This window comes from Paraburkholderia sacchari (genome assembly GCF_000785435.2).
GTDB classification, from domain to species: domain Bacteria; phylum Pseudomonadota; class Gammaproteobacteria; order Burkholderiales; family Burkholderiaceae; genus Paraburkholderia; species Paraburkholderia sacchari.
On the sequence record NZ_JTDB02000013.1, the window covers coordinates 15,529 to 38,724 of the forward strand.

23 protein-coding genes are annotated in these 23,196 nt (G+C 61.3%); all 23 read left to right on the forward strand.

What is annotated here, in order from left to right; translation table 11 throughout:
• Position 1 precedes the first annotated feature (1 nt).
• The 23 genes from NH14_RS29605 to rplB all read left to right on the forward strand — a co-directional run bounded on the left by NH14_RS29605 (position 2) and on the right by rplB (position 23,196).
• Positions 2–307 carry an acyl carrier protein gene (locus NH14_RS29605; RefSeq protein ID WP_035534626.1) on the forward strand — a complete coding sequence of 102 codons (306 nt, stop codon included), beginning with the start codon at positions 2–4 and terminating at the stop codon, positions 305–307.
• Between the two features lie 42 nt (positions 308–349).
• Positions 350–1,549: an aminomethyltransferase family protein gene (locus NH14_RS29610; protein WP_035534624.1), complete on the forward strand. Its 1,200-nt coding sequence runs from the start codon at positions 350–352 to the stop codon at positions 1,547–1,549.
• Between the two features lie 204 nt (positions 1,550–1,753).
• A complete protein-coding gene (locus NH14_RS29615; protein WP_084226012.1) occupies positions 1,754–3,622 on the forward strand; it encodes a beta-ketoacyl-[acyl-carrier-protein] synthase family protein in 1,869 nt (622 codons plus the stop codon).
• Between the two features lie 41 nt (positions 3,623–3,663).
• Positions 3,664–4,251 (forward strand): beta-ketoacyl-[acyl-carrier-protein] synthase family protein, encoded by a 588-nt coding sequence (locus NH14_RS29620; protein ID WP_161790904.1) that lies wholly within the window; start codon positions 3,664–3,666, stop codon positions 4,249–4,251.
• The gene (locus NH14_RS29625) at positions 4,232–5,299 is read left to right on the forward strand and encodes a hypothetical protein (protein WP_035534619.1); all 1,068 of its coding nucleotides are present in this window, start codon (positions 4,232–4,234) and stop codon (positions 5,297–5,299) included. Before NH14_RS29620 ends, NH14_RS29625 begins: the two co-directional genes overlap by 20 nt.
• Positions 5,300–5,399: 100 nt before the next feature.
• The gene (locus tag NH14_RS29630) at positions 5,400–6,071 is read left to right on the forward strand and encodes an ABC transporter ATP-binding protein (RefSeq protein ID WP_237179820.1); all 672 of its coding nucleotides are present in this window, start codon (positions 5,400–5,402) and stop codon (positions 6,069–6,071) included.
• Positions 6,055–6,741 (forward strand): hypothetical protein, encoded by a 687-nt coding sequence (locus NH14_RS29635; protein WP_152617363.1) that lies wholly within the window; start codon positions 6,055–6,057, stop codon positions 6,739–6,741. Before NH14_RS29630 ends, NH14_RS29635 begins: the two co-directional genes overlap by 17 nt.
• Positions 6,738–8,066 (forward strand): ABC transporter permease, encoded by a 1,329-nt coding sequence (locus NH14_RS29640; RefSeq protein ID WP_035534617.1) that lies wholly within the window; start codon positions 6,738–6,740, stop codon positions 8,064–8,066. Before NH14_RS29635 ends, NH14_RS29640 begins: the two co-directional genes overlap by 4 nt.
• Positions 8,023–8,862, forward strand: coding sequence for an SDR family oxidoreductase (locus NH14_RS29645; RefSeq protein WP_244143493.1), 840 nt, complete (start codon positions 8,023–8,025; stop codon positions 8,860–8,862). The genes NH14_RS29640 and NH14_RS29645 overlap by 44 nt, the downstream gene beginning before the upstream one ends.
• A gap of 10 nt (positions 8,863–8,872) precedes the next feature.
• Positions 8,873–9,736 carry an outer membrane lipoprotein-sorting protein gene (locus tag NH14_RS29650; RefSeq protein WP_035534611.1) on the forward strand — a complete coding sequence of 288 codons (864 nt, stop codon included), beginning with the start codon at positions 8,873–8,875 and terminating at the stop codon, positions 9,734–9,736.
• A gap of 40 nt (positions 9,737–9,776) precedes the next feature.
• Positions 9,777–11,171 (forward strand): hypothetical protein, encoded by a 1,395-nt coding sequence (locus NH14_RS29655; protein WP_035534609.1) that lies wholly within the window; start codon positions 9,777–9,779, stop codon positions 11,169–11,171.
• A complete protein-coding gene (locus NH14_RS29660; RefSeq protein WP_052148605.1) occupies positions 11,146–12,120 on the forward strand; it encodes an ACP S-malonyltransferase in 975 nt (324 codons plus the stop codon). Before NH14_RS29655 ends, NH14_RS29660 begins: the two co-directional genes overlap by 26 nt.
• A gap of 50 nt (positions 12,121–12,170) precedes the next feature.
• Entirely contained in the window at positions 12,171–13,178 is a 1,008-nt protein-coding gene (locus NH14_RS29665; protein WP_035534608.1) for a YcdU family protein, read from the forward strand.
• A 144-nt stretch (positions 13,179–13,322) separates the two neighbouring features.
• Positions 13,323–15,170 carry a DNA helicase RecQ gene (gene recQ / locus NH14_RS29670; protein WP_035534605.1) on the forward strand — a complete coding sequence of 616 codons (1,848 nt, stop codon included), beginning with the start codon at positions 13,323–13,325 and terminating at the stop codon, positions 15,168–15,170.
• 347 nt (positions 15,171–15,517) lie between these two features.
• Positions 15,518–15,898, forward strand: coding sequence for a 30S ribosomal protein S12 (gene rpsL, locus NH14_RS29675; RefSeq protein ID WP_027797953.1), 381 nt, complete (start codon positions 15,518–15,520; stop codon positions 15,896–15,898).
• Positions 15,899–16,083: 185 nt separating this feature from the next.
• Positions 16,084–16,554 carry a 30S ribosomal protein S7 gene (rpsG, locus tag NH14_RS29680; RefSeq protein ID WP_006053291.1) on the forward strand — a complete coding sequence of 157 codons (471 nt, stop codon included), beginning with the start codon at positions 16,084–16,086 and terminating at the stop codon, positions 16,552–16,554.
• Positions 16,555–16,703: 149 nt separating this feature from the next.
• Positions 16,704–18,806 (forward strand): elongation factor G, encoded by a 2,103-nt coding sequence (fusA, locus tag NH14_RS29685; RefSeq protein ID WP_035534602.1) that lies wholly within the window; start codon positions 16,704–16,706, stop codon positions 18,804–18,806.
• 86 nt (positions 18,807–18,892) lie between these two features.
• Complete coding sequence (gene tuf / locus NH14_RS29690; RefSeq protein ID WP_168727169.1) at positions 18,893–20,083, forward strand: elongation factor Tu; 1,191 nt, start codon at positions 18,893–18,895, stop codon at positions 20,081–20,083.
• A 180-nt stretch (positions 20,084–20,263) separates the two neighbouring features.
• A complete protein-coding gene (gene rpsJ / locus NH14_RS29695; RefSeq protein WP_027819357.1) occupies positions 20,264–20,575 on the forward strand; it encodes a 30S ribosomal protein S10 in 312 nt (103 codons plus the stop codon).
• 200 nt (positions 20,576–20,775) lie between these two features.
• Positions 20,776–21,435, forward strand: coding sequence for a 50S ribosomal protein L3 (rplC, locus tag NH14_RS29700; RefSeq protein ID WP_052148398.1), 660 nt, complete (start codon positions 20,776–20,778; stop codon positions 21,433–21,435).
• Positions 21,435–22,055: a 50S ribosomal protein L4 gene (gene rplD, locus NH14_RS29705; RefSeq protein ID WP_028213350.1), complete on the forward strand. Its 621-nt coding sequence runs from the start codon at positions 21,435–21,437 to the stop codon at positions 22,053–22,055. Before rplC ends, rplD begins: the two co-directional genes overlap by 1 nt.
• On the forward strand, positions 22,052–22,366 hold the full coding sequence (gene rplW, locus NH14_RS29710) for a 50S ribosomal protein L23 (protein WP_028206513.1): 315 nt from the start codon (positions 22,052–22,054) through the stop codon (positions 22,364–22,366). The genes rplD and rplW overlap by 4 nt, the downstream gene beginning before the upstream one ends.
• A gap of 2 nt (positions 22,367–22,368) precedes the next feature.
• A complete protein-coding gene (rplB, locus tag NH14_RS29715) occupies positions 22,369–23,196 on the forward strand; it encodes a 50S ribosomal protein L2 (protein ID WP_028222626.1) in 828 nt (275 codons plus the stop codon).

The following is a 23,196-nucleotide window of genomic DNA, read 5'->3' on the forward strand; positions in this document are numbered from 1 at the left end:
AATGACCAATTCAACGATCCTGGACGATGTCGAGCGACGCAAGGCCGTGCTCGAAAAACTCAAGGCGGGGCTGATTCAGCGTCTCAATCTTCCGCAGACCGTCGAGCAGATCGACGACGACACGCCGCTGTTTGGTAGCGGCCTGCGCCTCGACTCGGTCGATGCAACCGAAGTGTTCGTGCTGCTCGACGAATCCTTTGGCATCCGCGTGTCGGAGGGCGACGAGCCTTCCTATCTGCGAAGCATCAATACGCTTGCGTCGTTCATTCTGGAACGCACCAAAGACGCACAAGCTAACGCAGCCTGACGAAAGTCCGATCCAAACTCGACGCAAAGAGACGAGCAAGCTATGACGAGCCTGAAAGACATGCATATCAGCCACGGCGCAAAGATGGGCGTGCGCAATGGTGTTGAAATTCCGCTGAGCTACGGTGATACCGCGCGCGAAATCGCTGCCGCCCGCAAGCACATTCTGCTGACCGATTACTCCCATATGGGCATCGCCGAAATCTCCGGCGAAGATGCCTACGAAGTGCTCAATACGATCGTTGGCGGCGACGTTTCCGCGCTGCGCGACGAGCAGGGCATGTACACGGTGATGCTGGACGCGGACGGCAAGATCGTCACCGACGTCTACATCCTGTGCGATGAAGAGCGCTTCATCGTCGTTACGGAATGGCTGACGGGCAATCAGCTGCGCGACCTGATGCAGGCCGCTGTCGATCGCTGCAAGGACGAATTCAGCGAAATCGACGGGGTGAAATCGCTCGATGGCGAACGTGGCGCGCTGCATTTCGAAGGCCCCTACGCATGGGAACTGATGGCCGGGATGTTCGGCATGGACGTGATCGGCCTGCCGTTCCACGAATACATGTATGTCGGCGACGATGAAATTCTGTTCCGTGCGGGCAAGCACGGCGAGTTCTCGTACAAGCTCATTGTGCCGGTCGGACGACTCGTCGATGTATGGCAACAGGCCGTGGAAGCCGGCAAGAAGTTCGATATGGCCGTTGGCGGCCTCGACTATCAGCGCCAGGTGCGGATCGAGAATCCGTGCTGGGATCCCGCGGTGCTCGCTGAATTCTCGCGCTGCCCCGTGGAGCTCCAGATGCAGTGGGCGCTGCGTTACACGAAGGACGATTTCGTCGGCAAGGCTGCGCTCGAACAACGTCTTGCCGAGGGCGTGGCCCGTCGTGCGGTGGGATTCGAGCTCCAGGGCGAGCACGCCGCAGCCGCGGCACAAGGCGACGCCATCTACTGCGGCGACCAGAAGATCGGCGAGGTGATGGTGTGCGGCACGGTCACGGAAGACGGCCGGCATGTCGGTCGCGCGATGTTGGACCAGGCGCTGGCTTATGCGGATATCGGTCCGCTGCGTGTGGTGACGGCGAAGGGCGACGCCCAGCTCAGGACCACTGCGATTCCGTTCCTGCGCAACTTCAGCTTCATGGTCAACCCGTCGGAGCACAGCTACGTCGATCCGGCGAAGCCGAAGCACTTGCTCGAGCAAATCGAGCGCAAGAAGCAGGCAATGGCAGCGGCCAACTAAGCGCGGGACGACGTAGTTCAAGCAAGCATCGGGCGGTCGTGAGGACTGCCTGATCGATCCGCCTGCCGGGGAGTGCAGGCGGATCGACGCGAAGCCAGAGCGAGCAGCGGTCAGGCGAGTTTGCATCGGACTACATATCAATTTATGCCATTATCGGGGTACCCGGAAATACTGGGCCCGGGTAGAGATAAGGTGGAAAAATATATGCAAACGCAGCGTAAGCGGGTTGTAGTCACGGGGATGGGGCATATGTCGTCCATCGCCGATAACGTGGACGAATTCAAGGAAGCGCTTCTCAATAAGGTCTGCGGGATTCAGCCGAGCGAACACTATCAGCCCTGGTTCGATGGTGCGAACGCGTCGGAAGTGTTACGCGAGGTCGTCTACGAGGACTTGCCGGCCGAGCTTGCGGAATTGCTCGACAAGGCTGCGCTGTGGGCCTACAAGGTCGGCCACGAAGCGCTCAAGCGTGCGAATGCTGCGTCGGCGGAATTGCGGGCGAAAACGGGTTTGATCATCGGCATCTCGTCTGCGGGCACCGAAGCCTATATGCCCATCCTGGAAGAGAACTACGAAATTTTCTCCCTCAGGAAGATGGTTGTTTCCGGTAGTTTCGCTTCGCCCAGCGCGATCGTTTCGGCGCTGCTCGGCCTGAAGGGCGGCTTCGAACTGGTGGCCACCGCGTGTACTGCGAGCACCAACGCAATCGGCATGGGATTCGACCAGATTCAGAACGGCAAGAATCCGGCTGTTCTCGTCATTGGCACCGAACCGCTCTATCTGCCAACCTTTGCAGGTTTTTACGCGCTGCACGCGATGAAGCGCAGCCCCGCGAGCCCGTTTTCGGGCGAACCGGGCATGTCGATCGGCGAAGGCGCGGGCGCGCTGATGCTCGAGGAGTACGAGCACGCGGTCGCGCGTGGCGCGACCATTTACGCGGAAATAGTTTCGTACGCAACGTCCGGTGATGCGTACCACGAAACGGCTCCCGACCCGCGTGCCGAAGGCGCTGTCCAAGTGATGCGCTCAGCGCTGAACAATGCCGGACTCCAGCCGCATGACATCCAGTACATCAACGCCCACGGAACCGGGACGGACGCCAACGACCGTTCCGAGACGCTGGCGATGAAGAAGGTGTTCCCCACTATCGCGAATATTCCGGTGAGCTCGACGAAGGCTTATGTGGGACACAACATCGGATCGGCCGGCATCATCGAATTGATTGCCTGCTACCTGACGCTGCCAGAAAAGAAGATTCTGCCGACGCTGAACTTCACCGTGCCGCGTCCCACCTGCGACCTGAACTACGTGCCCAACGAGTTTCAGTCCGCGGACGTCGGCGTGTTCATGAAGAACAACTATGCGTTCGGCGGCAACAACTGCTGCATTATTTCCAGCACTCGTTCGGGTATCGTGCCGGCAACGTCGTATGAGTCGAAGCGGGTTGGGATCACCGGCATGGGCGCGGTTGCCTCGGCGGGGCATGACATCGGGGAAATCTTCGAAGTCGTCTGGAGCGGCAAGTCGTCTGGACGCAAGGTCCGGCTCACTGGTGAGGTCGAGGAGAGTCATTCGTTCGCGGGTCTCGTGGATCACCCGTCCGTGCGCAACGAAGTGAAGCGACACCTCCTGAGCATTTTCAGCCCGGAAGTAGTCGAAACGCTTGGTGACCGGGAGATCTGGGTGCACGCGGTCGACGACCTCGATCCGCGCAAGTATCTGCGTCGCTTCGACGAACGCAAGGCCAACCCCATTTGTACCTTCGCGCTGCTGGCCCTGACTCAGGCGCTCAAGGGCGCGAACCGGAAGATCCGGCGCGACGGTCACGATCTGGGGCTCGTCCTGGGCATGGCGAAAGGCCCGCGCACGACTGTCGAAACGTACATGCGCAGCATGATTCCGGAGCCCACGAAAGTCCGCACGTCGGAATTCCCGGGCGCGCTGATGAATGCGATCGCCACGTTCTGTTCGATCACGGAAGGCATCAAGGGCTACAACACGACGCTGGCGACGGGCAACAACGCGGCCTTCGGCGCGCTGGGCTATCTGGCCGGCCATGGCAGGGGGTATTGAGCGTCGGCAATTCGCAGCCGTTTTCAGCGCAGAGCGGCGGCATGTTGCCCGCGGATGGCGCTTGCGCGCTCCTGCTCGAAGCCGGGGACGAAACGCCCGGCGCGACGACGTCGTCCAGGATGCACATCGCAAGTTGTGTGTCGTATCAAAGCAGTGGGGAAGCGGGTGGCGCGATGTCAGCGGATTTTCGCGGGATTGCCACCACGATGGAGCGGGCAATCGAGGCAGCGGGGCTCAAGCCCGAGGACATCGCATGCGTGGTTCCGCACGCCAATGGCGCACTGGCGAGCGACAAATCCGAGGCGATGGCGATCCTGAAGATCTGGGGCAAAAAGGGCGTGCCTGTCGTGATGTACAAGGCTCAAACCGGCTACATGTCGGTCTGTAGCGGGTTGCTCGATCTGATTGTGATTTCCGATGCGCTTGAAAAGCAGGAAGTGGTTTCCGCTCAAACGCAACTACCCTTCGACGACACGCTGCAGGTCGATGTTCATGCCAATCGCAATGCGCTGCCGCTCGCTGGCGGCCCGATTTTGAAGACCACACTCGGTCTCGACGGCTCCGTTGTTGCGTGTGTCTTGACGCGAGGGCCACTGTCCGGAGGTTTGCATGAACTGCGTGGTTCCTGATAGTGCGATCGGCGTGTTCGGGATAAGCATGGTGGAAAGCGGGCATGCGTTCGTGCCCTTCGAACCGAGCTGGTTCAACGCCAACGAAGCGCGTTTTTTCAAACGGGCGCAGCGGCGTCAGGTGCAACAGGAATGGCTTTTCAGCCGGTTCGGCTTGCCGGACACGGAAGTGGACAGCGAACAGATGCGCCGGGCCGCGTATCGCGAAGCACTCAACGCCGTTGCGAAGGTTTGCCGAAATGCCTTCGACCAGGTCGGCAGGAAGCTGGAAACGCAGATTCGCAAGCAGCGGTCCGCATTCGTTTATTTCGATGCGTGGGGAGAGACGGCGACGTTGGAAGGCGCGAACAGCTGGCGGGACGTCATCAGTCTCGATCTGCTTCCGAAGCCGATCCTTCGAGACTATGGATTCCGGGACTTCTCGTGCAAGGTGCGAGGAGAACGTAACGGCTTCATGCACGCGATTCGTTTGGCGTCCGATCTGCTGAATTCCAATGAGATGGATACGGTTGTGGTAGCGGGGTTGTTTCGAAGCTTGCCTCTCATGGTGCTGTCTTCAGCGGCGGAGCGCGTGGCGTTGCACGGCGGCACGCGAGCGAAGCTCGGCACGCCGTGTCCGAGCGTCGAGCGCGCCGGCTGTGTCGTGCTGCGCCGGCGTCCCGCGCAAGGCATGTCGATCGCGATCACGTCGTATAGCCAGTTGCCGGAGCAACAGCAGCTTGCGCGCGAGCATCTCGCCCGCGCGTGGAAGGAGCGCGGCAACGAGCGCACTGCATACGTTCTGGCCGGCCTGCATCCGAGTGCCGCCATGCGAGAACTGGAGCGCGAGGCCTATGCGGCATCCGCGATTGGCAAGCGCTACCTCTCGGTTTGCGACGTCTATGGCGACAGCGGATGCATGAATCCCATGCTCGCGCTTTCCTATTTGACCAGCGCGCCGGAGTGGCGAGCGGGCAGTCACGCGTTGATCAGCGCGGACGACGGGCGAGGCGGTGTCTGGGCAATGGAATGCTGGAACGGTTCGCATGAGGCGAGGGGTAATGAATGAGGAATGCTGACGATCGCTCGCTTGATGCAATTCGCGACCAGCGGGCGCCATGGGAGATTCGATCATGACGATTGACGTGCAACCTTTGCCGATCGTCCACATGCAGGGCGCGGGAAAGTGTTACGGAACCGGTGCCGGTGCAGTGCATGCGCTGAGAGGCATCGATCTCGTGATACGGCCGGGAGAATTCGTCGCGTTGTGCGGACCGTCGGGCAGCGGCAAGAGCACGTTGCTCAATCTGATGGCCGGCATCGACGCGCCTACCGAAGGGCGCGCATTGCTCCTGAACCACGATTTCGGAAGTCTGAGCGACGTTGCGGCGGCTGCGCTGCGCGCGAAGACGATCGGCTTCGTATTCCAGTTTTTCAACCTGCTGCCGGTCCTCAGCATATTCGACAACGTTTACTACCCGTTGATGCTCAACGGACACAGCCGTGCTGAGGCGCGTGACGAAGTGATGTCGATGCTCGAGCGCGTGGGTCTGATCGCGCATTACAAACGCCGGCCGGGTGAGCTTTCCGGTGGACAGCAGCAGCGCGCCGCCATTGCGCGTGCGCTCGTGAAGCGTCCCGCTCTGGTCGTTGCCGATGAGCCGACAGGCAATCTGGATACGCATACGGGCGAGGAGATCGTCGACTTGTTGCTCGACATGAACAAAGAGTTGCAGACGACGTTCGTGATCTCCACCCACTCGCTGCAACTGAAGGACCGGGCGCGACGCGTCATTGAGATCGAGGATGGGAGGCTCAAGCGAGATGGGCAGCAAAACTAGGGCGATATTGCGCGGCGCCATCGTCGCGACGCTTTTCGCGAGCGCGCAAGCCATGGCGGATACCCCGCGCAGCGATGCGGCGCAAAGCGTGGCGATGCTGTCCGCCCTGAGCAAACAGAGCGCGGACGATGCTCGTGCGCAGGCGATTCTTGCGATCGCGCAGCGCGTGTCGGGCTCCGACCTCGATCGCGCAGTGTCGGCGCTCAGGACGACGCTCACGCGCAATCCGGCGGACCTCGACGCGAAGATGTACTACGGGTACGGCCAACTGCGCCTGGCGCTGCAGTATCTCGACAAAAAGAATTTCCTGCAGGCGGCCGAGCGCGCGAAGCAGGGGTTTTTCTATGTCGACGAAGCGGCGGAGAGCGCGCCGGACAACTGGAGGCTGCGCTATCTGCGCACGCGAGTGGACGCCTTCTCTCCGCCTTCGAATGGACGCTGCGTGGTTGCGCTCAAGGACATCGAGTACCTCGATGGAGATGCGGCGGTGCCGCGCGACCTGATGCCGATGATCGGGTTCATGCAGGCGCGTGCGCAGGACGCGTGCCGCAAGAGCTGGTCGCTGGCGAGCGGCAATCCTGAGCGGGCGTCTAATGCGCCGCCGCCGCCGCCGCTTACGCCGGTCGAGATTGCCCGCGTGCTGGAACCGGTCGTGAAGGAGCAGCGATGAGCACCGCAATGTTTTATCTGTCGAACGCCGTGATGGTCTACGCCCTCGCGGTAGCGCTCGGCGCGTGCCTCTGGCGCCGCACCGACATTCAATATGTTTTTTTGAATCTGTTTCGCCAGCGCAGGCGTTCGGGCATGACGCTGCTCGCCATCGTCCTCGGTGGTGTCGCGGTCTTTCTGTTCGGCGGTTTTGTCGACTACTCATTCTGGGCTTTGCGCGAGCAGACGATCCGCACCAATGTCGGCCACATCCAGCTCTACGAGAAAGGCTATCTCGAGAGCGGCGCGGCGGTTGGCACCATGACGCATAGCATTTCCAACTATGACGAGGTCGCGCAAATCCTGCGCACCGATCCGGTAATCGGGCCGCACATCAAGACCGTGACCGGCCGCATCGAATTTTCGGGAATCATTTCCCGTTATGAAAGCGGGGTGTCGACCTTTTTCACGGGTGTGGGCGTGGAGCCCGAGACCTCGCTCGAAATCGGCGCACTCGATCGCGTGGTGTCGGGAAGCGACCTCTCGCGTATCCAGCCGCAGGGTGTGACGATCGGCTCGGGCGTTGCCGCGGCGCTGAAGGCGCAGTACGACGACTACACCGATCTGCTCGTGGTGACGCCCGGTGGCGGGCAAAACGCGATGTCGGTGCAGGTTCGCGGCATTTTCTCCTCGGGCATCAAGGAGTACGACGACACCAACATCAAGCTGCCGCTCAAGACCGTGCAGCGGCTGCTGCAGACCTCGAACGTGAGCCGGATCATCATCCTGCTCGACGACACGGACTATACCGATGCAGCCATGCGGCGCATCGACGAAATCGTCAAGGCGCGCAATCTGCCGCTCGAAGCGCGTTCGTGGTCCGATCTTGCCGTGTATTACCACCAGGTCGTCAATCTGTTCGAGGGCATTTTCTTTTTCATCAAGGCGCTGGTCAGTGTGATCGTCGTCTTCATGATCGGCAATACGTTGATGATGAGCGTCATCGAGCGCACCCGGGAGATCGCGACGCTGCGCGCGCTTGGTCTCACGAAGCGCCACGTGGGGCGGCTCTTCATGCTCGAGGGCATCGTGATCGGCCTGCTCGGTGCGCTGATCAGCGTCGTGCTGGGGATCGGTCTCGCGGAGCTGATCAACATCAACGGCGTGCCCATGCCGCCTTCGCCGGGCTACACCCAGGGATATCTGGCCTTTGTCAGGTGGGCCGGCGATTACCACTTGTTCTGGTTTGCGTGCGCGCTGCCGCTGGTCACCGCCGTGATTGCTTCGATCATGCCTGCGCGGCGTGCTGCGAATCTCGTCATTGCGGAAGCATTCCGATTTGTTTGAAGTGCATATCAATATTTGTCGACTATCAAGGGAGAAGTCAATGAAGAAGCAACGAGTTTTGATTACTGGAGCGGGCCGTGGCATTGGTTTCGCAATTGCGCGGGTGCTGGCCGCGGAGGGCTACGATCTGGTGTTGAACTACCGTTCGGAGCAAGGTAAGTCGATTGCGAATCTGCAGCGATTCATCCAGAGCGATGAGGCGAAAGGTATCGATATCAGGCTTGCCAAGGGTGATATTGCGGAGACCCGCGATGTCGAGAACATGATGAAAGCGCTGCGCGCCGACGGCGTGGATCAAATCGACCATCTCGTGCTGAATGCCGCCGCATCGCCCTTCAAGCCGTTCCTCGAGATGAACAAGTTCGACTGGAAACTGCTGCTCAACAGCAACCTCGTTGGCAACGTTGCGTGTGTAAACGAAGTGGTTCCGATGATGAAGAATGGCGGCACGATCTGCATTCTCTCAAGCATGGGCAGCCGCGTGGTCATGCCGAAGTATCCGCTCGGCATCATGAAATCGGCGCTCGAGAATCTCGTGCGTTACCTCGAAGTCGAACTGTACGACCGCAACGTGCGCGTCAACGGCGTCTGCGCGGGTCTCGTCAATACGGACATGGGTCCGATTCTCAAGGAAATGTGGCCGGAAGCGGTTGCGCGTTTCGAAGCGGGCAAGCGCCGTTGGGCAATCGAACCCGAAGAGGTTGCTGAAATCGTGGCGTTCCTGATGTCGCCGAAATCGTCGGCTATTCGCGGTTCGACGGTGCTGGCCGATCTCGGTGGCGGGCTCGCAGCCTGAGGGGGCACCGATGAAGCACAAGAATGTAGCGCTGGTTGCGGCGTTGCTCGTGGGGGCTGCATCGGTCGCGTTGGCGGACAACGCGATACCGCTCGCGCTGCCGGCATCTACCGCAGCCCAGTTGTCCGCCCCGACGGCGCCGAACGAAAGCGGCGCCCCCGTGCAGCAGGACGCTCAGGCCCAGCAGATCATTCGCGCGGCCGACCGCATCCGCGCGCCGAACGAGTCGTTTCGCTACACCGTGAAGCTGAACGAGTTTCAGAGCGGCAAGAGCGTGATGCAGCAGACGCTCGACATCTCCATGCGCTTTTACAAGCCGGAGGAGCGTGCGAAGAAAGGCGACGCACGTGCGCTCGTGCGCTTTGTCGAGCCGGTCAAGGACAAGGGCAAGGCCATGCTGTCGGACTACGAAAAGATGTGGTATTACGCGCCGGATCTGCGCCGGCCGATACCGATCTCCAAGCAGCAGCGGCTCATTGGGCAGATCTCGAACGGCGACGTCGTTGCAGCGGATTTCGATTATTCGTATGTCTCGCAGTTGCAGGGCGAGGAGCCTTGCGGCAAGACGGTGTGCTATCGCCTCTCGTTGCAGCGGCGCTGGCCGTTCGTGACGTACCCGAAGATCATGTACTGGGTCGAGAAGAATACGTTCTATCCGTGGCGGGCCGACTTCATGTCCGATTCCGGCGTGGTGATCAAGCGCTCGTATTACAGCGACTATCGAACGGAGCTTGGGCAGATGCGTCCACATCGGATCATCGTCGAGGATTCGCTTCGTAAGGAAAACTATACGACCATGGATTATTCCGATGTGCGTTTCGAGTCGCTGCCGGAAAGCTATTTCCAGGTCGACTACCTCATGCGGATGAACTGATCCGCCCGAGCCGCTGTGAACATGACATGACAGGACAGAGATGGGGAAGAACCGGGTTGCATTAACGTGTTTTGCCGCGCTGGGGGCACAGTGGTTCGCGACGCCGGCGCATGCGCTCGACTGCGCCTCCGCGCGCGGCTATGTGGGCCTCGAGGGCGTCGACACGTTCACGCGCGACAGCTTGTGGGGCGACGACGCGTTCCGCAGGAATTTCGCCTTCGATGGTTACGCCAGCGGAACGGTTTCGTGCCAGTTCTCCGGGCAGATCAGCGCGAAGGCAACGGCAGGCGCGCAGTACGCGGCGGGTACGGAAAATCCCGGCACGCTCGACGGCAAGAAGGACAGCGGTCTTGCCGTCCTCAACGAGGGGTACGTTACCTGGAAGCCCTCCGAGCAGATCTTCCTCGACGTCGGCAAGATCCAGCGCAATAACGGCAATCTGTTTTCGCAGAATCCGCTCGACGTGGTTCGCAATACGTCGGGAAATCTGCGTTCGACGCTCGTCAACAATGGCGACACGAACCGCTATGGGTTCTACCGCGAAGGGTCGGTGGGCGTGGGCGCAACGGCTTACAACGACCACGGCACGATCGACCTCGCTTACTTGCCGAAGCTTGCGACCAATAACGACCAGGCGCAGTCCGCGGAAAAATGGAGCTCGCTCGAGCGCACCAACTCCAACAATCGCTTTTACGCGGCATACACGTCTTCGGCACTGAGCAATTTCAACCCCACCGTCGCGGCGGTGGTGGGCGACTACAACGTGCTCGGGCTGGGAACCAGCGGTTATTTGACGGACAACCTCATGCTGGGCGTGCAGGCGTCGGTCAGCAAGGGGCAGCGCTGGCGCCATTTGAACATGGCCAAGGCGGCGGCCATCCGCTCATATGAGAACGTCGGCGATCCTTTTTCAATCGACCGGACCGGCATGCGCACCGATATTGCCGTTGGCCTGCGCTACACCGATTCCGAGCGCACGGAATACGGCATCGAGTACTACGGCCAGAGCCAGGGTTATAGCCGCAACGAATGGAAGAGCTACTTCGATACGGTCACGTTTATCAACGGTGGCTATGCAAAAGGCTTGCCACCGCCGGTTGCCAACAATCTGGCGTCGGGCTACGACCAATATTCGAGTCTCTTCGGCTCGGAGACGGATAACGCGAATCGCGGGGGCAACCTGCTCGGCAAGCATTATGCGACCGTCTTCGTCAGTTCGAAGAAGCAGGCGATTCGCAAGCTTGACTGGACCGCGTCGGCGACGGCGAATCTGGTCGACGGCAGTGCGTACGTCAACGCACGAGTGAGCACCTACGCAAGCAATCATGTCGAACTCTACACGGGCGTATCGATGAGTTTCGGATCAATGCGTTCTGAATTCGGGCAATTCGGCAGGAGAGGGTATGTTTATGCAGGAACGCGAATCATCGTATGAGCGTGTGATCTCAGATCACGTTTTTCTGTTTCCGGGGCAGGGAAACCCGGCCATTGGCATGGGAGCCGAGGTATGCGACGCGTCGCCCGCCACGACCGCGGTGTGGGACTGCGCAAGCGACTTCTCCGGGGTCGACGTGCGCAAGCTGTGTCGCAGGGGGCCGATGACCAAACTTACGCGCACGCGCTTCCAGCAGCTTGCGGTGACCACGGTGAGCGTCGCGATGTTCGAGCGCCTGCGCGAGAGCATGGCGATTGAGCGGCCTGTTTTTGCCGGGCATAGCGCGGGCGAGTATGCCGCGCTCTATGCCGCGGGCGCCTTCGATATGCCAACGCTCTTCAAGGCGATTACCGCGCGCGCCAACCTGATGGAGGAAATGGCAGAGGCGAGCGACGGCGCGATGTACGTCGTGAAAGGCATCGAGCGGTCCGCGCTGCAGCGTTTGCTCGACGAGGCGGGCGTTGGTGAACGCGTGCAGATCGCCAACGATAATTCACCGCGTCAGCAGGTGCTTTCCGGAACGGCATCGGACGTCAAGGCGATGATCGGAGAGGTGCAGCGCGGTGGTTACGACGTTGTGAAGCTGTCGGTCAATGGCGCGTGGCACAGCCATCTGATGGCGCCAGCCGTGCCGCGTTTGCGCGAGGCGCTTCGCGCGCTTGCGGTTCGCAAGCCCGTGCATCCGGTGTATATGAACCTGAGCGCCGGCCGCGAAGAGGACGTGGACGTCATCGTCGAAAACCTGTGCGGCCACCTGACTCAAACAGTGCGCTGGCGTGAAACGATGGATGCGATGCTCGCGCGCGGCTGCAAGCGTTTCGCCGAGATGGGGGCGAAAAAAATGCTCACGCACATGCTCGCGTCGCACTACGCCGTGGGCGCGCAGCTCGACATTTCGTGCTTCGACGACTGGTCCGCGCAATGCGAGCCAGCCGAGCCAGTTTGCTGAGCGAGGTTGCGATGCTGCCGAGCTCTTCTGAATACATCAGGCGTCGCGTGATGGCGACCGCCGCCGTGACTGCCGTGATCGGCACCGTACTGGTGTCTTCGCTGACGCGCAACGCACCTGGCCTCTCGATCGTGCAGGCGATTGCCGGGCTAGGCATGATTTCCGCGTCGGTTTTTTTTGCCATTGCCCGGGACAGTGGCGGCTATTGGTTCTACACGATTCGCGCCGGCAAAGTCTTCGATCAGAATCCGCAATGGCCGGCCGACAGCGAGGACAGGACGTGGCGCGGCGCGCTGATGCGAAGTCCCTGGCTGGCGGCGGCCGTGGGCTTTGCGTTTGCGGCGCTCAGTTGCGCGCTGGCGATGACGCTCGTTCCGCAGCATCTCGTTCTTTATGCCTGGTGCTACACCCTGGTGCTGCTGCCTGCCGCGACGGCGGGCTTTTCGCTTATGGCGGCGCATGCGGGGGCTCAGGATGCGCTGCGGATTCTCGGCGGCAAGTCCGCGTCGCCGTCGCCGCACCGCGCGCGGCGACTGATCACGGCCGATCTGTTTTTCGCTGTTGTCACCAATTTCGCGTTGGTGCTGCCAGTGCGGCACAAGCCCGCCTACTCGCTGGAGCACGGTTACGGCTACGCGCCGTTCGTGGTGGCCTTTGCAATCTTGCTGGTGATTGTGTGCGCGTTCATGATTGGCTTTGCGTCGCGGTCAAGGCGCGCCACTTTGACGGGCGAACTGCTGATGGGCAAAGCGGATGCCCGGTTCATCCGGCTCGCCGGAGCACCGAGCCGCTGGTTCGGCGTGTCCGCAATCGGTCGTTATACGCTCTATCTCGTATCCACCGTCATCTGGGCGGCGCTCGTATGCGCGGCATTCGAGAAGTGGGCGCCTGGGGCGGGCTTCGTGCCGCTTTATTGCGTTGCCCTCGTGCCGCTGGTGTTCATGTATGCGGGCGAGCGTTGCGTGTCGATGCACCGTGATCTGACTGAAGCCCGGGACGGCGAGCGTCGTGTGCTGTTGACGTTTAAAGACGTGAAACTGGCATTGCCCACGGATTAGCGTTGCCCGGCCGCGCGCGGGCCGCGTCGGGCCGCGCGACAGCCTGTCCCTCTGCCGCATGGCCAATGTCGCGGAGATTGGCGGTCGCGGCAGGTGGGGGTTGGTAAAATGCGGCAACCCCGCCTCATCACGTGTGCCGCCTTCATGTCCCGTTCCCTCGAAATTCTCAACGAAGTCTTCGGTTATCCCGCCTTTAGAGGGCAGCAAGCCGAGATCGTCGAGCATGTCGCAGCGGGCGGCGATTCCCTGGTGCTCATGCCCACGGGCGGCGGCAAGTCCCTCTGCTATCAGATCCCGGCGCTCGTTCGCCACGAGGCGGGCCACGGCGCCGGCATCGTGGTGTCGCCGCTCATCGCGCTCATGCAGGACCAGGTGGCCGCGCTCACCGAAGTTGGTGTGCGCGCGGCGTATCTGAATTCCACGCTCACCGGCGCCGAGGCCGCCGCTACCGAGCGCGCACTGCGCGAGGGCGACATCGATCTGCTCTATGTTGCGCCCGAGCGGCTCATGACGCCGCGTTTTCTCGATCTGCTCGAGCGCGCGCGCATCGGCCTCTTTGCGATCGACGAGGCGCACTGCGTGTCGCAATGGGGGCACGACTTCCGGCCCGAGTACATTCAGCTCTCGATCCTGCACGAGCGTTTCCCCGATGTGCCGCGCATCGCGCTTACCGCTACCGCGGACGCGATCACGCGCGACGAGATCGTGCACCGGCTCGCGCTCGACGACGCCCGCATCTTCGTATCGAGCTTTGACCGGCCGAATATCCGCTACCGCATCGTCGAGAAGGACAACGCGCGCACGCAACTGCTCGATTTCATCCGCGCGGAACATATGCGTGCGGACGGTACGACCGATGCCGGTGTCGTCTATTGCCTCTCGCGCCGCAAGGTGGAGGAGACCGCGGAGTGGCTGAAGGGGCACGGCGTGCGCGCGTTGCCGTACCACGCCGGAATGGAGTTCGAGGTGCGCCAGAAGCACCAGGAAATTTTCCAGCGCGAGGAAGGCGTGGTCATGTGCGCGACCATCGCGTTCGGCATGGGCATCGACAAGCCGGACGTGCGTTTCGTCGCGCACCTCGACCTGCCCAAGAGCGTGGAAGGCTATTACCAGGAAACCGGGCGCGCGGGCCGTGACGGGCTGGCGGCCAATGCGTGGATGGCCTACGGCCTCGGCGACGTCGTGCAGCAGCGCAAGATGATCGACGAGTCTGACGCCGACGAGCAGCACAAGCGGGTCCAGACGGGCAAGCTCGACGCGCTGCTTGGCCTGTGCGAGACCGCAACGTGCCGGCGCGTGCGCCTGCTCGCGTACTTCGGCGAGGCGAGCAAGCCCTGCGGCAACTGCGACACCTGTATCGAGCCGCCGGCCACGTGGGACGCCACGCGCGAGGCGCAGATGGCGCTTTCGTGTGTTTTTCGTGCGCAGCGCGCGAGCGGCTTTAACTTCGGCGCCGGCCATCTGATCGACATTCTGCGCGGCAACCGCAACGAGAAGATCATGCAGCGCGGGCACGAGAAAATTTCGACGTTCGGCATCGGTTCGGCGCTTTCTGAAGCCGAATGGCGTGCGATTTTCCGGCAACTGGTGGCGTTCGGCTATCTCACCGTCGATCACGACGGCTTTGGCGCGCTCGTGCTGACCGAGGCAAGCAAGCCCGTGCTCAAGGGTGAGCAGCAGGTCACGATGCGCCGCTACGTGAAGCCCACACGCACCCGCACCTCGTCGAGCCGCACCAGCGAGCGCGCCGATCCGACCCTCGGCATGAGCCCGCGCCAGCGCGCGCGCTGGGAGCGCCTGCGGCTATGGCGCACCGATACCGCGAAGAGCGAGGGCGTGCCCGCCTACGTGATCTTTCACGACGCCACGCTGGCGGAGATCGCCCGCAACGGCCCCGAGTCGGTCGACGAATTGCGCGATATTCCGGGTATCGGCGCGCGCAAGCTCGAGCGTTTCGGCGAGGAGCTGGTCGAGGTCGTCGGCGACGATTGAGCGCGCGGGTGGGGCGGCACATCGCCGCGCCATCGGTCCGGCGAGCTTGCTGCGTCGCTTCCCGCGTCGCTTCCTGTGTGTCACGCAACCGCCACATTCTCCGTCGTCCGAAATGTCGCAAGCCATTGACTCGCTTGGCATTTTCGGATTATTATGCTGGGCTCCGGTTTCTGGGGTGCTTTCGCACGCCGGTCGTGGTGACGAAATCTCACCAGTGGTGAGAATCTCGCATCGGCTGATCGGCGCAAAAACGCCTCTCATTTTCAGAATCCGGAGTTCGATACGCATGGTTTTCCGCTTTGCCCGGGAATAAATGCGTCGATTTTGTTCAATTTCAGGAATAAACAATGCCAACCATCAATCAACTGGTTCGCAAAGGCCGCGCTTCGGAAGCTACGAAGAGCAAGTCGCCGGCCCTGCAGGACTGCCCGCAGCGTCGCGGCGTGTGCACCCGTGTGTACACGACGACGCCGAAGAAGCCGAACTCGGCACTTCGTAAAGTCGCCAAGGTTCGTCTGACGAACGGCTTCGAAGTCATTTCGTACATCGGCGGTGAAGGCCACAACCTGCAGGAACACTCGGTTGTGCTGATCCGCGGCGGCCGTGTGAAGGACTTGCCGGGTGTGCGTTACCACATGGTTCGCGGCTCGCTGGATACCCAGGGCGTCAAGGATCGTAAGCAGGCTCGTTCGAAGTACGGCGCAAAGCGCGCGAAGGCTGCGAAGTAAGAGTCAAGTGTCGTCGTGCTCGCGAGAGTGCCGGCGATAAAAGCGACAGGTGCCGGATTGGCCGGTGCTGTCGAGTAAGTGGTCACCCGACCAGGCTGGTAAGTCGTGAGATGAATCGGGTTAGTTGGTGGCCGCGGAGCGTTGGGTTCACTCCACGCTTCAACTGAAAAGTTAAAGGAAGAAACATGCCGCGTCGTCGCGAAGTCCCCAAGCGGGAAGTGTTGCCGGATCCGAAGTTCGGCAACGTTGATGTAGCCAAGTTCATGAACGTGCTGATGCTCTCCGGCAAGAAGTCGGTTGCCGAGCGTATCGTGTACGGCGCTTTCGAGCAGATCCAGACCAAGGGTGGCAAGGACCCGCTGGAAGTGTTTACTGTTGCGCTCAACAACGTGAAGCCGGTGGTGGAAGTGAAGAGCCGCCGCGTTGGTGGTGCGAACTATCAGGTTCCGGTCGAAGTGCGCCCCTCGCGTCGTATGGCATTGGCGATGCGTTGGCTGCGTGAAGCCGCGAAGAAGCGCAGCGAGAAGTCGATGGCCCTGCGTCTGGCAGGTGAACTCTCCGAAGCGGCCGAAGGCCGTGGCGGCGCGATGAAGAAGCGCGACGAAGTTCACCGGATGGCAGAAGCGAACAAGGCGTTCTCGCACTTCCGCTTCTAAGAGAAAGCCCCTACCGGGGTTTGCTCAAAAAGCGGAAAAAAATCCGGGCGGGTGCGCTTATCGAGCGCCTCGCCCGTTTGTGTTCAGACGCGTTGGGAACGATCCGGTCGGGATCGACTCCGGCGCGCACCTCCCCATAGAGGATCAAAGTGGCTCGCAAGACTCCTATCGAGCGCTACCGCAATATCGGTATTAGCGCTCACATCGACGCCGGCAAGACGACGACGACCGAGCGCATTCTGTTTTACACCGGCGTGAACCACAAGATTGGTGAAGTTCACGACGGCGCTGCGACCATGGACTGGATGGAGCAGGAGCAGGAGCGTGGCATCACGATTACCTCCGCTGCTACGACCGCGTTCTGGAAGGGCATGGGCGGCAACTATCCCGAGCACCGCATCAACATCATCGACACCCCGGGCCACGTCGACTTCACGATTGAAGTCGAGCGCTCGATGCGCGTGCTCGACGGCGCATGCATGGTTTACTGCGCAGTGGGCGGCGTGCAGCCGCAGTCGGAAACGGTGTGGCGCCAGGCGAACAAGTACAAGGTTCCCCGTCTCGCGTTCGTCAACAAGATGGACCGTACCGGCGCGAACTTCTTCAAGGTCTACGACCAGCTGAAGAACCGCCTCAAGGCAAACCCGGTTCCGGTCGTGGTGCCGATCGGCGCCGAAGAAAGCTTCAAGGGCGTCGTCGACCTCCTGAAGATGAAGGCGATCATTTGGGACGAGGCCTCGCAAGGCACGAAGTTCGACTACGTCGACATCCCGGCAGAACTCGTTGACACGTGCAACGAGTGGCGCGAAAAGATGATCGAGTCGGCTGCTGAAGCCAGCGAAGAGCTGATGGAAAAGTACCTCGGCGGCGAAGAGCTGTCGGAAGCCGAAGTCGTCAAGGCGCTGCGCGACCGTACGATCGCGTGCGAAATCCAGCCGATGCTGTGCGGCACCGCGTTCAAGAACAAGGGCGTGCAGCGTATGCTCGACGCCGTGATCGACTTCCTGCCGTCGCCGGTGGACATTCCTCCGGTCAAGGGCGAACTCGAAAACGGTGAAACGGCCGAGCGCCGCGCAGCCGACGACGAGAAGTTCTCGGCACTCGCGTTCAAGATCATGACCGACCCGTTCGTCGGCCAACTGATCTTCTTCCGCGCGTACTCGGGCGTCGTCAACTCGGGCGACACGGTGCTGAACTCGACCAAGGGCAAGAAGGAACGCCTCGGCCGTATTCTGCAGATGCACGCGAACAACCGCGAAGAAATCAAGGAAGTTCGCGCAGGCGACATCGCCGCTGCGGTCGGCCTGAAGGAAGCGACCACGGGCGACACGCTGTGCGACCCGGCAAACCCGATCGTTCTGGAACGCATGGTGTTCCCGGAGCCGGTGATTTCGCAGGCCGTCGAGCCGAAGACCAAGGCTGACCAGGAAAAGATGGGCCTCGCCCTGAACCGCCTGGCGCAGGAAGACCCGTCGTTCCGCGTCCAGACGGACGAAGAATCGGGCCAGACCATCATTTCGGGCATGGGCGAACTCCACCTCGAAATTCTGGTCGACCGCATGAAGCGTGAATTCAACGTGGAAGCGACCGTCGGCAAGCCGCAGGTTGCCTACCGCGAAACGATTCGCGCAACGGCGAAGGACGTGGACGGCAAGTTCGTCAAGCAGTCGGGTGGTCGCGGCCAGTACGGTCACGCGGTCATCACGCTCGAGCCGAACGAGCAGGGCAAGGGCTACGAGTTCCTCGACGAGATCAAGGGCGGTGTGATTCCTCGCGAATTCATCCCCGCGGTCGACAAGGGTATCCAGGACACGCTGAAGGCTGGCGTGCTGGCGGGCTTCCCGGTCGTCGACGTCAAGGTTCACCTGACGTTCGGTTCGTACCACGACGTTGACTCGAACGAAAATGCGTTCCGCATGGCCGGTTCGATGGCGTTCAAGGAAGCCATGCGCAAGGCGCAGCCGGTCATCCTCGAACCGATGATGGCTGTCGAAGTCGAAACGCCGGAAGACTACATGGGCAACGTGATGGGCGACCTGTCGGGCCGTCGCGGTATCGTCCAGGGCATGGAAGACATGGTTGGCGGCGGCAAGATCGTTCGCGCCGAAGTGCCGCTGTCGGAAATGTTTGGCTATTCGACGTCGCTGCGCTCGCTCACGCAGGGCCGCGCAACGTACACGATGGAATTCAAGCACTACGCAGAAGCACCGCGTAACGTGGCCGACGCGATCATCAGCGCGAAGGCGAAGTAAGCATCGGCGCAAAAGCGAACCGGGCATAGGCGCCTGGTTCGCATCGCTCAGTCACCGATTCACAACTTTTTTGAAAGAAGAGAAACATGGCAAAAGGTAAATTCGAACGGACCAAGCCGCACGTGAACGTGGGCACGATCGGTCACGTTGACCACGGCAAGACCACGCTGACGGCAGCGATCACGACGGTTCTCACGCAGAAGTTCGGCGGCGAAGCCAAGGCGTACGACCAGATCGACGCAGCGCCGGAAGAAAAGGCGCGTGGCATTACCATCAACACCGCGCACGTCGAGTACGAAACGGCTAACCGCCACTACGCACACGTCGACTGCCCGGGTCACGCTGACTACGTGAAGAACATGATCACGGGCGCGGCACAGATGGACGGCGCAATCCTGGTGTGCTCGGCCGCTGACGGCCCGATGCCGCAAACGCGTGAGCACATCCTGCTCGCCCGTCAGGTTGGCGTGCCTTACATCATCGTGTTCCTGAACAAGTGCGACATGGTCGACGACGCCGAGCTGCTCGAGCTGGTCGAAATGGAAGTGCGCGAACTCCTGTCGAAGTACGACTTCCCGGGCGACGACACGCCGATCGTGAAGGGTTCGGCCAAGCTGGCGCTGGAAGGCGACAAGGGCGAGCTGGGCGAAGTGGCGATCATGAACCTGGCCGACGCACTGGACACGTACATCCCGACGCCGGAGCGCGCAGTTGACGGCGCATTCCTGATGCCGGTGGAAGACGTGTTCTCGATCTCGGGTCGCGGCACGGTGGTGACGGGTCGCGTCGAGCGCGGCATCGTCAAGGTCGGCGAGGAAATCGAAATCGTCGGTATCAAGCCGACGGTGAAGACGACCTGCACGGGCGTGGAAATGTTCCGCAAGCTGCTCGACCAGGGTCAGGCGGGCGACAACGTGGGTATCCTGCTGCGCGGCACGAAGCGTGAAGACGTGGAGCGTGGCCAGGTTCTGGCGAAGCCGGGTTCGATCACGCCGCACACGCACTTCACGGCTGAAGTGTACGTGCTGAGCAAGGACGAAGGCGGCCGTCACACGCCGTTCTTCAACAACTACCGTCCGCAGTTCTACTTCCGTACGACGGACGTGACGGGCTCGATCGAGCTGCCGAAGGACAAGGAAATGGTGATGCCGGGCGACAACGTGTCGATCACGGTGAAGCTGATCGCTCCGATCGCGATGGAAGAAGGTCTGCGCTTCGCAATCCGCGAAGGTGGCCGTACCGTCGGCGCCGGCGTGGTTGCAAAGATCATCGAGTAAATCGGGTAGAATACCCGGCTCGCTGTAAGCAGTAGAAGTTGACGTATGGAGCGGGAGTAGGCGCTAAAGCGCCAACTCCCGCCGACAGGACCGGCCTGCGGCTCTCCGCCGCAGGCCGGTCCTGCGCTCTTTATATTGTCCGGCGGCGCAAGTCCGCCTCGCTCTTTTCAAGGAATTGTCATGCAGAACCAAAAAATCCGTATTCGCCTGAAGGCCTTCGACTATCGCCTGATCGATCAATCGGCTGCCGAAATCGTCGAAACGGCGAAGCGGACGGGTGCAATCGTTCGCGGTCCGGTGCCGCTGCCGACGCGCATCCAGCGTTTCGACATCCTGCGTTCGCCGCACGTCAACAAGACCTCGCGCGACCAGCTCGAAATCCGCACCCACCTGCGCCTGATGGACATCGTCGATCCGACGGACAAGACCGTCGACGCGCTGATGAAGCTGGACCTGCCGGCTGGTGTGGACGTCGAAATCAAGCTGCAGTAAGAGTCTCGAGCGCGGCCGGGATAGCCTGATCGCGCTAAGTCTTTGATTGCTTGCGGAAATCGTGAGAGGACGTTATACTTGACGTCTTTTCGCGCATTTGCGCAAAAAATCGGTGTGTCCCTTTCTGGCCTTTACCCTGAAAGCGCGCCGGTACTTTGTAAATTAGCCCCGACCAATCGCAGTCGGGAATGGAGAAAACGATGAGCCTTGGACTCGTAGGTCGCAAGGTTGGCATGACGCGTATCTTCACGGCTGACGGGGATTCGATTCCCGTGACCGTGCTGGACGTGTCCGACAACCGCGTGACGCAGATCAAGACTGTTGAAACCGACGGCTACACGGCCGTTCAGGTTGCGTTCGGTACGCGCCGTGCATCGCGCGTGACGAAGCCGCTCGCAGGTCATCTCGCCAAAGCTGGCGTTCAAGCCGGTGAAATCCTCAAGGAATTCCAGATCGACGCCGCCAAGGCTGCCGAACTGTCCGCTGGCGCCGTGATCGGTGTGGAACTCTTCACGGAAGGCCAAAAGATCGACGTGCAAGGCACCTCGATCGGTAAGGGCTACGCCGGTACCATCAAGCGTTACAACTTCAGCTCCGGCCGTGCTTCGCACGGTAACTCGCGCTCGCACAATGTGCCGGGTTCGATCGGTATGGCGCAGGATCCGGGTCGCGTGTTTCCGGGTAAGCGCATGACCGGTCACATGGGCGACGAGACCGTAACGGTGCAAAACCTCGAAATCGCCCGTATCGACGCAGAGCGCAAGCTGCTGCTGGTCAAGGGTGCCGTGCCGGGTGCTAAGGGCGGCAAGGTTTTCGTGACGCCGGCCGTCAAGGCGCGCGCCAAGAAAGGAGCGCAATAATGGAACTGAAGCTCCTGAACGCTAATGGTCAAGAAGGTGCTGCAGTCAACGCGTCGGATGTCGTGTTCGGCCGTGACTACAACGAAGCACTGATTCACCAGATCGTTGTCGCCTACCAGGCGAACGCGCGCAGCGGTAACCGCGCGCAGAAGGATCGTGAGCAAGTCAAGCACACCACCAAGAAGCCGTGGCGCCAGAAGGGTACGGGCCGTGCTCGTGCCGGTATGTCGTCGAGCCCGCTGTGGCGTGGCGGTGGTCGCATCTTCCCGAATTCGCCGGAAGAAAACTTCTCGCACAAGGTCAACAAGAAGATGCATCGCGCAGGCCTCTGCTCGATCTTCTCGCAGCTGGCCCGCGAAGGCCGCATCTCGGTCGTCGAAGAGCTCTCGCTCGAAGCGCCCAAGACGAAGCTGCTGGCCGAAAAGTTCAAGGCCATGGGTCTCGAATCCGTGCTGGTGATCACCGACACGGTCGACGAGAACCTGTATCTCGCGTCGCGCAACCTGCCCCACGTGGCAGTCGTTGAGCCGCGCTTTGCCGACCCGCTCTCGCTGATCTACTTCAAGAAGATCCTGATCACGAAGGCAGCGGTCGCCCAGATCGAGGAGTTGCTGTCATGAGCGAGATTCGCAAGAACGATCATCGTTTGATGCAGGTCCTGCTCGCACCGGTGATCTCCGAAAAGGCGACGCTGGTTGCGGAGAAGAACGAACAAGTCGTCTTCGAAGTCGCGCCGGACGCGAACAAGCAGGAAGTCAAGGCTGCTGTCGAGCTGCTGTTCAAGGTGGAAGTCGAGTCCGTCAATGTGCTGGTCCAGAAGGGCAAAGCCAAGCGCTTTGGTCGCTTCAACGGCAAGCGCAAGGATGTGAAGAAGGCGTACGTCTGCCTGAAGCCCGGCCAGGAAATCAACTTTGAAGCGGAGGCCAAGTAATCATGGCAATCGTGAAAGTTAAGCCGACCTCGCCGGGTCGCCGCGCGATGGTGAAGATCGTCAACAAGGATCTGCACAAGGGCGCGCCGTACGCACCGCTGCTCGAAAAGCAATCCGTGAAGGCGGGCCGTAACAACAACGGTCACATCACGACGCGTCACCAGGGTGGCGGTCACAAGCAGCACTACCGTGTGATCGATTTCCGTCGTACGAAGGATGGCATCCCCGCGAAGGTGGAGCGTCTCGAGTATGACCCGAACCGTAGCGCGAACATTGCGCTGGTTCTGTACGCAGACGGCGAGCGCCGCTACATCATCGCGCCGAAGGGCGTGACGGTTGGCACGCCGCTGATGTCGGGTTCGGAAGCGCCGATCAAGGCGGGCAACGCCCTGCCGATCCGCAACATTCCGGTCGGTACGACGATCCACTGCATCGAAATGCTGCCGGGCAAGGGCGCGCAGATCGCGCGTTCGGCTGGTACGTCGGCCATGCTGCTGGCACGTGAAGGCGTCTACGCGCAGGTTCGTCTGCGTTCGGGCGAAATCCGTCGCGTGCACGTAGAGTGCCGCGCAACGATCGGTGAAGTCGGCAACGAAGAGCACAGCCTCCGTCAAATCGGTAAGGCTGGCGCGAACCGCTGGCGCGGTATCCGCCCGACGGTCCGTGGCGTTGCAATGAACCCGGTCGACCACCCGCACGGTGGCGGCGAAGGCAAGACTGCGGCTGGTCGCGACCCGGTGAGCCCGTGGGGCACGCCGACGAAGGGCTATCGCACCCGCAGCAACAAGCGCACGACGAGCATGATCGTCCAGCGCCGTCACAAGCGTTAA